Annotated in this window: 12 protein-coding genes; 6 read left to right on the forward strand and 6 right to left on the reverse strand. The window is 71.7% G+C overall.

Going from position 1 to position 13,655, the window contains the following annotated elements; genetic code table 11:
* Positions 1–729, reverse strand: a 729-nt coding sequence (locus AB0C69_RS07830; protein ID WP_360351147.1) for a TetR/AcrR family transcriptional regulator C-terminal domain-containing protein, incomplete at its 3' end; no start/stop codon positions are given.
* Positions 730–838: 109 nt separating this feature from the next.
* Between AB0C69_RS07830 and AB0C69_RS07835 the strand changes: the two genes are divergently transcribed.
* Entirely contained in the window at positions 839–2,335 is a 1,497-nt protein-coding gene (locus tag AB0C69_RS07835) for an MFS transporter (RefSeq protein WP_360351151.1), read from the forward strand.
* Between the two features lie 39 nt (positions 2,336–2,374).
* Here AB0C69_RS07835 and AB0C69_RS07840 read toward each other — a convergent pair whose 3' ends face one another.
* On the reverse strand, positions 2,375–3,916 hold the full coding sequence (locus AB0C69_RS07840; protein WP_360351154.1) for a 3-hydroxyacyl-CoA dehydrogenase: 1,542 nt from the start codon (positions 3,914–3,916) through the stop codon (positions 2,375–2,377).
* A gap of 160 nt (positions 3,917–4,076) precedes the next feature.
* Here AB0C69_RS07840 and AB0C69_RS07845 point away from each other — a divergent pair, with 160 nt between their 5' ends.
* The 3 genes from AB0C69_RS07845 (at position 4,077) to AB0C69_RS07855 (ending at position 6,541) form a co-directional block, all read left to right on the forward strand.
* A complete protein-coding gene (locus tag AB0C69_RS07845) occupies positions 4,077–5,285 on the forward strand; it encodes an acetyl-CoA C-acetyltransferase (RefSeq protein ID WP_360351157.1) in 1,209 nt (402 codons plus the stop codon).
* An 83-nt stretch (positions 5,286–5,368) separates the two neighbouring features.
* Positions 5,369–5,803, forward strand: a complete 435-nt coding sequence (locus tag AB0C69_RS07850; protein WP_360351160.1) for a hypothetical protein — start codon at positions 5,369–5,371, stop codon at positions 5,801–5,803.
* Between the two features lie 36 nt (positions 5,804–5,839).
* Positions 5,840–6,541 (forward strand): hypothetical protein, encoded by a 702-nt coding sequence (locus AB0C69_RS07855; protein ID WP_360351163.1) that lies wholly within the window; start codon positions 5,840–5,842, stop codon positions 6,539–6,541.
* Here the strand turns inward: AB0C69_RS07855 and AB0C69_RS07860 are convergent.
* On the reverse strand, positions 6,538–7,137 hold the full coding sequence (locus AB0C69_RS07860) for a TIGR03086 family metal-binding protein (protein ID WP_345171305.1): 600 nt from the start codon (positions 7,135–7,137) through the stop codon (positions 6,538–6,540). The genes AB0C69_RS07855 and AB0C69_RS07860 overlap by 4 nt on opposite strands.
* A 274-nt stretch (positions 7,138–7,411) precedes the next feature.
* On the opposite strand from AB0C69_RS07860, the gene AB0C69_RS07865 reads away from it, so the two are divergent.
* Together AB0C69_RS07865 and AB0C69_RS07870 are read left to right on the forward strand one after the other, a co-directional pair.
* On the forward strand, positions 7,412–9,559 hold the full coding sequence (locus AB0C69_RS07865) for a heterodisulfide reductase-related iron-sulfur binding cluster (protein ID WP_360351167.1): 2,148 nt from the start codon (positions 7,412–7,414) through the stop codon (positions 9,557–9,559).
* Between the two features lie 119 nt (positions 9,560–9,678).
* A complete protein-coding gene (locus AB0C69_RS07870; RefSeq protein ID WP_345171301.1) occupies positions 9,679–10,416 on the forward strand; it encodes a ZIP family metal transporter in 738 nt (245 codons plus the stop codon).
* Positions 10,417–10,469: 53 nt separating this feature from the next.
* On the opposite strand, the gene AB0C69_RS07875 is transcribed toward AB0C69_RS07870, so the two are convergent.
* From AB0C69_RS07875 to AB0C69_RS07885, 3 genes are read right to left on the reverse strand one after another with little or no spacing between them, the layout of a single operon-like run.
* The gene (locus tag AB0C69_RS07875; RefSeq protein WP_360351171.1) at positions 10,470–11,354 is read right to left on the reverse strand and encodes a glycine betaine ABC transporter substrate-binding protein; all 885 of its coding nucleotides are present in this window, start codon (positions 11,352–11,354) and stop codon (positions 10,470–10,472) included.
* Positions 11,355–11,402: 48 nt separating this feature from the next.
* Positions 11,403–12,329 carry an ABC transporter permease subunit gene (locus tag AB0C69_RS07880; protein ID WP_345171297.1) on the reverse strand — a complete coding sequence of 309 codons (927 nt, stop codon included), beginning with the start codon at positions 12,327–12,329 and terminating at the stop codon, positions 11,403–11,405.
* Positions 12,322–13,566: a glycine betaine/L-proline ABC transporter ATP-binding protein gene (locus AB0C69_RS07885; protein WP_360351174.1), complete on the reverse strand. Its 1,245-nt coding sequence runs from the start codon at positions 13,564–13,566 to the stop codon at positions 12,322–12,324. Before AB0C69_RS07885 ends, AB0C69_RS07880 begins: the two co-directional genes overlap by 8 nt.
* Between the last annotated feature and the right edge of the window lie 89 nt (positions 13,567–13,655).

Consider the following 13,655-nt stretch of genomic DNA (forward strand, 5'->3'; position numbering starts at 1 on the left):
CGGTAGCGCAGCGTCACGGATCATCTCGCCTTTATTGCATCCGCTGCCAATACTTGCGGCTGTGACGGCGGGGACAGTAGTTTCGTCGGGCGAGCTGCCGGTCTCCTTCATCCAGATCTCGCGGATGTGCGACGCGAGCCCGGGGCGCTCCTCGTCCAGCCGGTCCAGGTAGGGGCCGAGGTTCTCGACCCAGTCGGCGGCGGACGTGCCGGGCTGGGCGCGCTGCCAGCTCGCCTCGCTGCCGGCCGCGCCGATGACGTAGTCGACCACCGCCGACCAGGCGTACTCCAGGTCGAAGCCGGTGAACCCGGCGGAGCCGAACGCGGCGAGCACCTCGTCCAGGACGCGGGTCGCGTTCGGGCCGATCATCGGGCGGCCGCCGAACAGCGTCACCGTCCACGGGTGCCGGTGGATCATCGCGCGGAGGCTGCGCGCGTAGCCGGTCGCGGCGGCCCGCCAGCCGTCCCCGGCCGGGACCGCCACCTCGGCCATGACCCGGTCGAGGGCGAGCTCCAGCAGCTCGTCCTTGTTCGCGACGTGCCAGTAGACCGAGGTCGCGGCCGCGTTCAGGCGGGTGCCGAGGCGGCGCATGCTGAGGCCGTCCAGCCCCTCGGCGTCGAGCAGGTCGAGCGCGGCGTCGACGATCTGCGTCCGGCCGAGGGCGGGCCGGCCCCGCCGCGCGCGTTCCGGCCGCACCCAGACGGACGGCGCCCTGCTCTCCTCGGCCATGCGTGCCCTCCTCGCTCCCGTACAGAGTACCGGGACTTGAACACTGTACGAGCAGAGTCGTACAGTGTGCAAGCCAAATCGAACGCTGTACGAGAAACCTGGAGTGGTCATGGACGAGCCCATCGCCCCGCATCCGCGGCGCTGGCAGATCCTCGGCGTGCTGTGCCTCAGCCTGTTCGTCGTCGTGGTCGACAACACGATCCTCAACGTGGCGATCCCGTCCCTCCTGCGGGACCTGGACGCCACCACGTCCGACGTCCAGTGGGTGATCGACGCCTACTCGCTGGCGTTCGCCGGCCTGCTGATCACGGCGGGCGCCCTCGGCGACCGGCACGGGCGCCGCCGCGCGATGCTGGCCGGCTTCGCGCTCTTCGGCGCCGGGTCCCTGCTCGCGGCCTTCGCGGGGTCCCCCGCCGAGCTCGTCGCGATGCGGGCGCTGATGGGCGTGGGAGGCGCGCTCCTCATGCCGGGGACCCTGTCGATCATGGCGCAGGTGTTCGGACCGGACGAGCGCGCGAAGGCGTTCGCGATCTGGGGCGCGACGTCCATGGTCGGGCTCGCCGCCGGGCCGACGCTCGGCGGGTTCCTGCTGGAGCACTTCTGGTGGGGCTCGGTCTTCCTGGTGAACGTGCCCGTCGCCGCGGCCGCCGTCGCCGGGCTGCTGCTCCTCGTCCCCGAGTCGCGCGGGCCGCGCCGCCGCCCCGACGTGCCCGGCGCGGCGCTGTCCACCGCGGGCATGTCGGCGCTGGTGTGGGCGGTCATCTCCGGTCCCGCGCACGGCTGGACCGGCGCCCGCACGCTCGGCGGGCTGGCCGCCGGCGCCGCCGCGCTCGCCCTGTTCGCCGCCTGGCAGCACCGCAACCCCGAGCCGATGCTCGACCTGCGCCTGCTGCGCGACCGCGACTTCTCCGGGGCCGCCGTCATGATCGCGCTGTTCGGCTTCGCGCTGGCCGGGACGCTGTTCGCCCTGACCCAGCTGCTCCAGTCGGTGCACGGCTACGGCCCGCTCAAGGCCGGGCTGGCGCTGCTTCCGGTCGCCGTCTCCGCCGGCGTCGGCAACGGCGTCGGCGCGTCGCTGGAGTCCCGGTTCGGCGCCCGTCCCGCCCTCGTCGCCGGGTTCTCCGTCGCCGCGGCCGGTTTCCTGGCCCTCGGCCTGGCGGAGCCGGACGACGGCTACGCCGTGCTCGCGGTCGGGCTCGCCGTCCTCGGTTTCGGCGCCGGGCTCGGCACACCGCCCGCCTACAGCACCCTCATGGCCGCCGTCCCGCCCGAGGAGGCCGGGGTCGGCTCGGCGGTGAACGACGCCGGTCAGGAGCTCGGCAGCGCGCTCGGCGTCGCCGTCCTCGGCAGCGTCGTCTCCGCCGTCTACGCCCGCGACCTGCCCGGCGCCGCGCCCGCGGCGGCGCGCCATTCGCTGGGCGAGGCCCTGGCGACCGGCGACCCCGGCCTCGCCCGCGCCGCGCGCGACGCCTTCGCCCACGCGGTGTCGGCCGCCTCGTTCGCCGCGTGCGGCGCGATGCTGGCCGCCGCCCTGTTCGCCGCCTTCGTCGTGCGCGCCCGCCGCCCCGCGCCCGTGCCCGCCGGGAAGGTCGCCGAGCCCGCGTGAAGAGGTCCCCGTACCCCGTCGAGCCGACCGGCTGAGGCGCTAGGCGAGCAGGTCGGACGGGGCGGTGCCCGTCTCGGTGAGCGGCAGGCCGAGCGCGACGCGTTCGGTCAGCCAGCCGCTCGGACGGTAACGCGGGTCGCCGGTCGCCTCGTGCATCTGTTCCAGGACGTCGAGGACGCGCCCGGCGCCCACGTGGTCGCCCCACTCCAGCGGCCCGCGCGGGTAGCCGAGCCCGAGCCGGACGGCGGTGTCGACGTCGGCGGGAACGGCCAGCCGCTGCTCGGCGATGCCGCAGCCCACGTTGACGATCGACGCCAGCAGCCGCGGCGCGACGGCGACGGGCGCGTCCCGCACGACGGTCACCGGCCGTCCCGTGGCGAGGAGGGCGGCGAGCGCCGCGCGGCCCGCGTCCGGGTCGAGCGCGGGCTGCACGGTGAGGGTGATCCGGCCGAAGAACCCGAAGAACCCGTCGATCCCGAGGGTCCGCTCCCCGGGAAGACCGTTGCCGACCTGGGCCGCGACGCTCATGTCCGTCGCGGCGTCGACCAGCAGGACGGCCTCCTCGGACGGCTCGTCACCGGCCTCGACCTCCACCCCGGCCTCGGACAGCAGCATCCCCAGCGTCTCGCGGTGCTGCGGTTCCTGGAACCAGACGGGCCGGAAGTCGACGGCCGGGGCGCCGGGCTCGGCGGGCTCCTGCTTCACCCCGTCCACGTACTTGTAGAAGCCCTCGCCGGTCTTGCGTCCGAGAAGCCCCGCCTCCAGGCGCGCCCTGCCGATCCTGGACGGACGGAACCGCGGCTCGGTGTAGAAGCCCGTCCAGATGGACTCCATCACCGGGTGCGACACGTCCATCCCGGTCAGGTCCAGAAGTTCGCACGGCCCCATCTTCAGGCCGAGGACGTCCCGCGCGATGCGGTCGATGTCCACGGGCTCGGCGACGCCCTCGGAGAGGATCTGCAGCGCCTCCGTCACCAGGCCGCGCCCAGCGTGGTTGACGAGGAACCCCGGCGCGTCGGGCGCGAGCACGGGAGTGTGACCGAGACGCCTCACGAGGTCGGCGAGCGCGTCCGGGATCCACTCGGCCGTGCGCGCCCCCGGGATCACCTCGACGAGCTTCATCAGCGGCACCGGATTGAAGAAGTGCAGCCCCGCCACCCGGGACGGGTCGTCCAGCGCGGCGGCGATCGCCGTCACCGGCAGCGAACTGGTGTTGGTCGCGAAGACGGTGTGCTCAGGGCAGACCTTCTCCAATGACCTGAACAGTTCCCGCTTGGTCTCCATGTCCTCCCGGACGGCCTCCACGACGAGGTCGCAGTCCTGGAACGGGGTGAGCGGCTCGCCGACCGGCCGGAGCCGCTCCTTCGCCGCCTCCGCGTCGGCCGCCGTCATGCGCCCCTTCGCGGCGAGCCTGTCGAACATGGCCCCGACGTGCTCGGCCGCCTCCATCACGGCCTGCGTCCGGATGTCGGCCAGCTCCACCGTCAGCCCGCCCGCCGCGGCGAGCTGCGCGATCCCGCGCCCCATCGCCCCTGCGCCGATCACCCTGATCGTCGCCGCCCGGCCCGCCCACTGCTCCACGTCGCCTCCCGCGCTCGCCCAGCCCTCTGGCCCACGTCCCGGTTCGCCACCGCCATGGGTACCCAGCATTCAACTCCACCGCGCGGAAGCCCGGACGCCGCCTCCCGGCGACGGGCCGTACCCTGCGAAGTGCCCGCGCCCCCGTCCCGAGGAGACCACCATGCGCGACGCGGTGATCTGCGAGCCGCTGCGGACCCCCATCGGCCGGTTCGGCGGAGCGCTCAGCACCGTCACGGCCGCCGAGCTCGCCGCCGCCGTCGTCCGCGCCCTGGTCGAGCGGACCGGCCTGCCCGGGGACGCGGTCGACGAGGTGATCCTCGGGCACTGCTACCCCACCTCCGACGCCCCCGCCATCGGGCGCGTGGCCGCGCTGGACGCCGGGCTCCCGGTCACGGTCGGCGGCACGCAGCTCGACCGGCGGTGCGGGTCCGGGCTCCAGGCCGTCCTGAACGCCGCCATGCAGATCCAGACCGGGGTCAGCGATGTGATCATCGCGGGCGGCGCGGAGAGCATGAGCGGCGCGCCGTTCTACACGACCGCGGCGCGCTGGGGCGTGCGCGGGCCGTCCCTCGAACTGCACGACGCGCTCGCGCGGGGACGCGTCACCGCCGGCGGCGTCCGCCATCCCGTTCCCGGCGGGATGCTGGAGACCGCCGAGAATCTTCGCCGCGAGTACGGGATCGGGCGCCGCGAGCAGGACGAGCTGGCCGCCCGGTCCCACGAGCGCGCGGTCGCCGCCCAGCGGTCGGGGGTCTTCGCCGAGGAGATCGTCCCGGTGACCGTCCGGTCGCGGAAGGGCGACACGGTCGTCGACGCCGACGAGCACCCGCGTCCCGGCACCACGGTCGAGGGGCTGGCGAAGCTGCGTCCCGTCCTCGGCAAGGCGGACCCTGAGGCCACGGTCACGGCCGGCAACTCCAGCGGCCAGAACGACGCGGCCGCCGCCTGCGTGGTCACCACGCCCGAACGCGCCGCCGACCTGGGCCTGCGGCCCCTCGTCCGGCTCGTCTCCTGGGGCCGCGCCGGGGTGCCGCCCGAGACGATGGGCATCGGCCCCGTCCCCGCCGCCGCCAGGGCCCTGGACGCCGCCGGCCTCACCCTCGCCGACATCGACCTCGTCGAGCTGAACGAGGCGTTCGCCGCGCAGGTCCTCGCCGTCACCCGCGAGTGGGGCCTGAAGGACGCCGACTGGGACCGCGTCAACGTGCACGGCTCCGGCATCTCCCTCGGGCACCCCGTCGGCGCGACCGGCGCCCGCATCCTCGCGACCCTCGCCCGCGAGATGGACCGCCGGGGCGCCCGCTACGGCCTGGAGACCATGTGCGTCGGCGGCGGCCAGGGCCTCGCCGCGATCTTCGAGCGCGCCTGACCGAGACCCCCGATCACCCTCGTGGTTGGATGTCGCGAGTCATCACGAGATCGATGAATTCGCCAGGTAGCGAGGGGAATCGCATGAACAGGTTGTTGCGCGCACTGACGGTGGTTCCCGCGACGGCGGTGCTCGTCACGGCCGGGACGGCGGCCCTGACGGCGGGCGTGGCGTCGGCCACGACGGGCACGCCGAGCGGCGCGCCGCCGGCGGCGGACGGCTCCAGCGTCTGGTGCGTGTCGACCAGCGGCGCGAAAGCGTGCTTCGCCGAGTACGGGGACAAGGTGTGGGTGAAGGACACCGCGGCGAACGGAGCGTCCGCCGCCGGAACGCTCCAGGACAACGAACCGTCCTCGTCGTGGTACCGGGAGTGCTTCAACAACCGCGGTGAGGCGGGCGGTTGGGTGATGTGCGACTTCGACGTGCCGGAATACCAGAACGGCTACCTGTGGGCCGTCAACAACCCCTTCGTCGGCAGCCAGTCCTACACGAAGATCTACACCAGCGGGATCATCTGATCGAACACACGGGCCGCCGGTGGCGTCTGAGGTGGCATGAGTCCGAAGTGCGAGCAGTGTGACGGTCCGCTGGTCCCGGTCGAGTACGGCATGCCCGCCGACGACACGCCGTACCGGCGACACGAGCGCCGCGAGATCTACTACACCGGCGGCTGCATGGGTCCGCCCGCGCCTTGGTGGTGCTGGTCGTGCGAGCGCTTCGCCGACCCCGAGCCCCGGCCCTCGCGCTCGTCGACCGTGGAGGGCTACCAGCTGTCCCTCCTCAACGAGATGCGCGGTGTCAGCCCGTCCCTCCCGGAACTGCCGGCGCCCTACGACGACCCGCCGGAGGTCCTGGTGGAGGAGGCCGCCGAGTGGAGGAGCCCGGACCTGCTGAAGATCAAGGACATGGCGGTGATCCTGGGCGAGCCGGTCAGCGGCGGCCCCTCCCGGCACCGGTTCGCCCTCCCGCTCTGGCCCGACTTCTGGCTGGAGCACAGCAGCATGGACACCGAGGTCGGCGACTACGTCGTCGACAAGCGGTTCGTCCGCAGGTCGGGCGAGCCGATGCGGTCGGCCGACGACATGCGCCCCTGGGCGGTCCTGCGGACGGAGGCCGAGGCGTTCTTCGGCTGGGAGCCCACGCAGTACCCGAACATGTACTACCACGTCGTGCCGTTCGAGCTCGGCGGACGCCCGATGAAGGCCTACTTCGTCCACGACCTCCTCGTGCACGTCTCGGAGCCCTCGGAGAGCTAGCCGCGCTCCGCCGTCCAGGACGGGTCGCGGCCGGTCAGGGCGAGGAGGCGGTCGAGCGCGGACGCGTCATCGCCCACCTCGACGGCGGGGCCGAACAGGCCCGGGACGCCCTGGCCGCCGCTCTGCTCGACGGCCGGGGCGACGAAGCCCAGGCACGCCTCGATCTCGTCCGCCCCGGCGTCGTAGGACCGGCCGATGGCGCGGGAGACGTCCCAGCCGTGCACGACCAGCTCGTTCATCGCGACGAAGCCGGCCTGGTCGCCGGGCAGGTCGACGCCGCCGGCCTGGGTCATGCCCTGCCACGCCTCCGGGGAGCGCCAGGCCGCGGTCAGCGCGTCGAGCCGCTCGGGGATGCGGGTGCGCCAGCCCGGGGCGAGCCGGGCGGCGTCGGCGGACGGCGGCTGCGACGGGCCCTCCGGGAAGTCCTTCGCCGCCGCCCAGGTGAAGGCCAGGACCAGGCCGTCCACATGGTCGATGAGGGCGCCGAGCGGCATGCCGCCGTTGGGCGTGGGCCCGGTGAGCTGGGAGTCGCGCACGTCCGCGAGCAGGGCGGCCATCCGCCGGGCGGCGGGGCCGAGGTCGGGCGTCGAGGTCATAGGTGCATCCTTCCGTCTCGCGTACCGCTGGACGGGACGCCGGTGGACGCGCCCCGCTCGGTGATATGGACTCGGAACCCGCCGGATACTCATCGCCACACGGGTAAGAATCAAGATCGAAGGACTCGGCGGTCCCGACGTCGGCGCGGGCTGTTCTGACCAGGGGATGTGACGCGTAAGCTACTACCGAGTAGTATTCGGGCCCCGGATGGAGAGCAGTCCGACGCGAGCCCTACGCTGGCTGCCATCGCCCGTACCCCAGGAGGACGGAACAGTGTTCTGGATCACATTGGTCATCGGGCTCGCCGGAGCGGCGGTCGCGCTGGCGCTCGCCGGGAGGCGAGTGCTGTTCCTGTACGCGATCGCCAGGAGCGGGCAGCCCGATCCCCAGCGGACCCTTCAGGTCAGGCGTGAGCCCGCCAAGGCCGTCGAGGGCCAGGCCGTCGAGGTGCTCGGCCAGCGCAAGCTGCTGAAGTGGACCCTCGCCGGCGTCTCGCACGCCGCGGTCATGTGGGCGTTCATCCTGCTGATCACCGTCTACCTGGAGGCGGCCGTCGCGCTGCTGTTCGGGCTGGACGCCAAGATCCCCGGCCTGCAGACCTGGCCGCCGATCGGATTCGTCCAGGACACGATCGCCCTCGCCTGCACCGCCGGCCTGCTCGTCTTCACCGCGATCCGGATCAAGAACTCGCCCAAGCGCATCGGCCGCAAGTCCCGGTTCAAGGGCTCGCACCTGTCCGGCGCCTGGATGACGCTGTTCATGATCTTCAACGTGATCTGGACGATGTTCTTCTTCCGCGGCGTGGAGTGGGCCAGCGGCAACCTGCCCTATGGCAAGGGCGCCTACTTCTCCTACCTGGTCGGCCACCTGTTCGACGGGCTGAGCGGCCACACGCTGGAGATCCTGGAGTCGGTCGGCCTGCTGCTGCACATCGCCGTCGCGCTGATCTTCCTGGTCTTCGTCGTCCACTCCAAGCACCTGCACATCTTCCTGGCGCCGCTGAACGTCATGTTCAAGCGCCGCCCCGACGGCCTCGGCGCCGCGCAGCCGATGATGTCGGGCGGCAAGCCGCTCGACTTCGAGGAGGCCGACCCCGACGAGGACGTCTTCGGCCGCGGCAAGATCGAGGACTTCACCTGGAAGGGCTTCCTCGACATGGCGACCTGCACCGAGTGCGGTCGCTGCCAGTCGCAGTGCCCCGCCTGGAACACCGGCAAGCCGTTGTCGCCCAAGATGCTCGTCCTGGAGCTGCGCGACCACGCCCTGGCCAAGGCGCCCTACTTCACCGCGTCGGAAGAGGCCCGCAACGGGTTCACCGACGAGCAGAAGCTCGCCATGGAGGTCGACAAGGCCCTCGTCGGCGACGACGGCGTCATCCACCCCGACGTCCTGTGGTCCTGCACCAACTGCGGCGCGTGCGTCGAGCAGTGCCCGGTCGACATCGAGCACATCGACCACATCCTGGACATGCGCCGCTTCCAGGTCATGATCGAGTCCTCGTTCCCCTCCGAGGCCGGCGTCATGCTGAAGAACCTGGAGAACAAGGGCAACCCGTGGGGGATGTCCGAGATGAAGCGCCTCGAATGGATCGAGGAGCTCGACTTCGAGGTCGACGTCGTCGACGACAAGGTCTCCGAGGACACCGAGTACCTGTTCTGGGTCGGCTGCGCCGGCGCCCTGGAGGACCGCGCCAAGAAGACCACCAAGGCCGTCGCCGAGCTCCTGCACATCGCGGGCGTCAAGTTCGCCGTCCTCGGCCCCATGGAGGCGTGCACCGGCGACCCGGCCCGCCGCCTCGGCATGGAGTTCGTCTTCCAGATGCTCGGCCAGCAGAACGTCGAGACGCTGAACGACGCGGGCGTCAAGAAGATCGTCGCGACCTGCCCGCACTGCTTCAACACCCTGGCCAACGAGTACCCGCAGATCGGCGGGAACTACGAGGTCGTCCACCACACCCAGCTGCTCGCGCACCTGGTCGAGGAGGGGAAGCTCACCCCGGTCACGCCGATCGAGGAGAACATCACCTACCACGACCCCTGCTTCCTCGGCCGCCACAACAAGGTCTACAAGCAGCCGCGCGACATCATGGCGACCGTCCCCGGCGTCCGGACGCAGGAGATGCACCGGCACAAGGACCGCGGCTTCTGCTGCGGCGCCGGCGGCGCCCGGATGTGGATGGAGGAGCGCATCGGCAAGCGCATCAACACCGAGCGCGTGGACGAGGCGCTGGAGACCAACCCCGACACCGTCTCCACCGCCTGCCCGTTCTGCCTGGTCATGCTGGGCGACGCCATCAACGAGAAGAAGAACGCGGGCGACGCCAAGGAGTCGCTGGAGGTCGTCGACGTCTCCCAGCTCCTGATCCGCTCCATCAAGGGCGAGGGCACCGCCCCCGAGAAGGAGGCGGTCGCCGCCGAGTAGGGCGCCTGCTCCGACGGCCCCGTTCCCGCTCAGGCGGGGGCGGGGCCGTTCCGCGTCCGGCGGGTCGTTCCGCGCTCCCGCCGCGGTTGAGGGGGCGGGCTCGCTGGTAAGACCTGGGGATGGCCGTGCTCGCGTCCCTCCTCGCGTTCCTGATGACGCTCGCGGGCGGCCTCACCGCGATGCGGGTCCGCGACCACCGGCACCTCGTCCTCGGCCTCGCCGGCGGGCTCATGCTCGGCGTCGTCGCGTTCGACCTGCTCCCCGAGTCGCTGGCGCTGACCCGCCACCGCCCCTTCGGCGTCCCCGCGCCCATGATCGGCTTCGCGGCCGGGTTCGTGCTCCTGCACGTCGTCGAGCAGGCGGTCGCGATCCACCGCGCCCACGAGGAGGAGTACGCCCCGCACGAGCACGCCCGCGGCTCGGGCTCCGGCGGGCTGCTCGCCGCGTCCGCCCTCGTCCTGCACAGCCTGGTGGACGGCCTCAGCATCGGCTTCGGCTTCCAGACCGGCACCGAGACCGGCGTCTTCGTCGCGCTCGCCGTCGTGACCCACGACTTCGCGGACGGGTTCAACACCTTCACCGCCGCCTCGCTGTACCGCGGCGACCGGCGCCCCGCCGTCCTGCTGCTGCTCGCCGACGCCGCCGCCCCCGTCGCCGGGGCCGCCGTCGGCATGCTGGCCACCGTCCCGGACGCCGTCCTCGGCCCCTACCTCGGCGTCTTCGCCGGCGTCCTGCTGTACCTGGCCGCCGCCGAGATACTGCCCGAGGCGCACAGCGTCCACCCGCGGGTCATGACCCTGGCCGCCACCGGGCTCGGGCTCCTCGCCGTGCTGCTCAGCGTCGGGCTCGCGAGCTGAGAGAAGGCCGCCCGGAAACCCGGACGGCCTTCTCTCTGGGAACGTTCCCGGCGTCAGCCGGTCAGCGACGTGGCGTAGCTCTGGTTCGTCTTGAGCCACGCGTCGACGGCCTGGTCGGGCTTGCCCTTGTACTGGTTCTCCATCAGGTCCTCGAGGGAGCCGAGCTGCTTGTCGTCCATCCTGAACTTCTTCAGCCAGCCGGCGACCTCGGGCTGGTCCTTGCCGAAGTCCTTGCGGGCGATGGTGTTGATGCCGTCCGGCTTGCCCATCGCGCCCTTCGGGTCCTGCAGGTCGCGGATGGGGTACTTCGTGTACGCCCAGTGCGGGCGCCACAGCGTGACGACGATGTCCTTCTTGGCGTCGACGGCCTTCTTCAGCTCGGTCAGCATCGCCGCCGTGGAGGACGTCGTCACCTTGTACTCGTCCTTCAGGCCGTACGCCGGGAGCATGTTCTCCTGCGACACCCGGTACAGGCCGGAGCTCTTCTCGATGCCGACGATCTTGCCGCCGTACTGGCCGCCTTTGCCCTTCAGGTCGTCGAGGGTCTTCAGCGGGGAGTAGTTCGGCACGGCGATGGTCAGCGGCGCCGAGTCGTACCAGACGCCGACCTTCTCCAGCTTGTCGCCGTACTGCTTCCAGTAGTCCTCGTGCGTGCCCGGGAGCCAGGCGTCCACGAACAGGTCGACGTCGCCCTTCGACATGCCCGCGTAGAGCGGTCCCGTGTCGAGGTTCTTGACCTCCACCTTGTAGCCCTTGTCGGTCAGGAGCCGTTTCCACAGGGCCGTGGCGGCCTCGCCCTCGGCCCAGCCCGAGACCACGCCGATGGTGATCTCCTTGTCGTTCCCACCCCCGGAGTCGGAGCCGCCGCACGCCGCGGCGCCCAGCCCGAGTGTCAGCGTCAGCGCGGCGACCGTCAGGCCCTTGAACTTGGAGCGCATGCGCATCCTTTCGTCGGCTTGCATGGTGAAGCAGGGGAGCGGGGGAGGTCAGCCGGACGTGCTCGCGGCGGAGGCCACGGCGGCCGGAGCGGGCGCGGCGGCCCGGCGGCGCGAGAACAGCGCGCGCAGCATCCCCGGCCCGTCGCCCAGGGCGCCGGTCAGGCGGTCCAGGTAGATCGCGAGGACCACGACGGCGATGCCGCCCTCGAAGCCCTTGGCGACGTCCACCCGGTTGATGCCCTCCAGCACCTCGCCGCCGAGGCCGCCCGCCCCCACCATCCCGGCGATGACGACCATGGACAGCGACAGCATGATCAGCTGGTTGACCCCGGCCATGATCGACGGCATCGCGAGCGGGATCTGGATCCGGGTCAGGATCCGGCCCGGCGGCGTGCCGAACGCCTCGCCCGCCTCGACCATCTCCGGGTCCACGCCGCGGATGCCGAGCTCGGTCAGCCGCACCCCCGGCGGCATCGCGAAGATCACCGTCGCCACCACGCCGGGCACCGAGCCGATGCTGAAGAAGAAGATCGCCGGAATCAGGTACACGAACGCCGGCATCGTCTGCATGAAGTCCAGGACCGGCCGGACGATCCGGCTGACCACGTCGCTGCGCGCCGCCGCGACGCCGATCGGGATCGCCACCACGGTCGACACCACCGCCGACACCAGCACCAGGGCCAGCGAGTCCATCGCCGGCTCCCACAGCTCCATGCTGTCGACCAGCGCGAACCCGAGGACCGTGAACAGGGCGAGCCTCCAGCCGCTCAGCACCAGCGCGATCACGGCCAGCACCAGCGTCAGCCCCAGCGGCGGCAGGACGTTCAGGACGCTCGTCAGCCCGTCCACCGACGCCTCGATCGCCGACCCGATCCCGTCGAACAGCCACGACAGGTTGTCGGTGCACCAGCTCACCAGGCCGTCGAACCACTCGCCGACCGGGATCCGGGGCAGCTTCATCGCCGCGTCACTCATCGCCGCCCTCCTTCGTCAGCACCGGCTCCGGTTCCTCGACCATCTCCTCCACATGGGAGTTGATCGCGCCGAGCGCCGCCAGCAGCGTCACCCGGGGGATCACGCCGAGCAGCGTGCCCTTCTCGTCCGCGACCGGCACCGGCAGGTCGCTCTCGGCGACGCGGACGAACAGGTCCGCGACCGGCGTGTCCGGCGCCACGGGCTCCGGATCCTCGGGGTCGATCAGGCCGTCCAGCGTCTGGACGCCGTCGCGCACCGCGTCCGCGATGACCGTGGCCCGCACCCGTCCGACGAGCCTGCGGTCCCGCCCGACCACGAACGCCGCCGAGGTCTGCTGCTCGCGCATCGTCCGCAGGGCCGTCCGGGGCCCGGTCGACGCCGGCACCGTGACCAGCGGCTTCTCCATCACCGAGGCCGCCGTCAGCACTTTGGTACGGTCCACATCGGCGACGAACTGGGCGACATAGTCGTTGGCGGGATCGGTGAGGATCTCCTCGGCCGTCCCGATCTGCACGATCCGGCCCTCCCGCATCACCGCGATGCGGTCGCCGATGCGCATGGCCTCGTTCAGGTCGTGGGTGATGAAGACGATCGTCTTGCCGAACCGGTTCTGCAGGTCCAGGAGCAGGTCCTGGACCTCCCGGCGGATCAGCGGGTCCAGGGCGCTGAACGCCTCGTCCATCAGGATGATGTCGGTCCCCGAAGCGAGCGCGCGGGCGAGCCCCACCCGCTGCTTCATTCCGCCCGACAACTCACCGGGAAGCTTGTTCTCCCAGCCTTCGAGACCCACCAGAGCCAGGAACTCCCTGGCGGTCTTCTCCCGTTCTTCCTTGGGAACGCCGCGGACCTCGAGCCCGTAGGCGGCATTGGCCAGAACCGTCCGATGGGGGAACAGCGCGAAGTGCTGGAAGACCATGCTGACCTTGTTCTGCCGAAGCGCGCGCAGCGCCTTCGGAGACAGCTTCGCGATGTCCTGACCGTCGATCTCGACACGGCCGGACGTGGCGCCGAGCAACCCGTTCAGCATCCGGATGAGGGTCGACTTCCCCGACCCCGACAGGCCCATGACCACGAAGATCTCGCCCTGCCGGACCTCGAACGTGGCGTCCACCACCGCCGGTGTGACCCCGAGCTCGCGGACCGCCGACAGCTCGGCGCCCGCCCCGAGTTTCCGTTGAGCCTCCGCCGTCCTACGGCCGAAGAGTTTGGTGACGCTTTCCGCGCGGAGTACTGACACGATCTCCTTCCGGGTTTCCACGTCGCTGCGCGGAAACGGGTCGCCTCGTCCGTCCAGGCGCCCGGACCTCACCTGAAGAGGCTGTCAAC

The organism is Actinomadura sp. NPDC048032, assembly GCF_040653175.1.
GTDB classification, from domain to species: Bacteria; Actinomycetota; Actinomycetes; order Streptosporangiales; family Streptosporangiaceae; genus Spirillospora; species Spirillospora verrucosospora.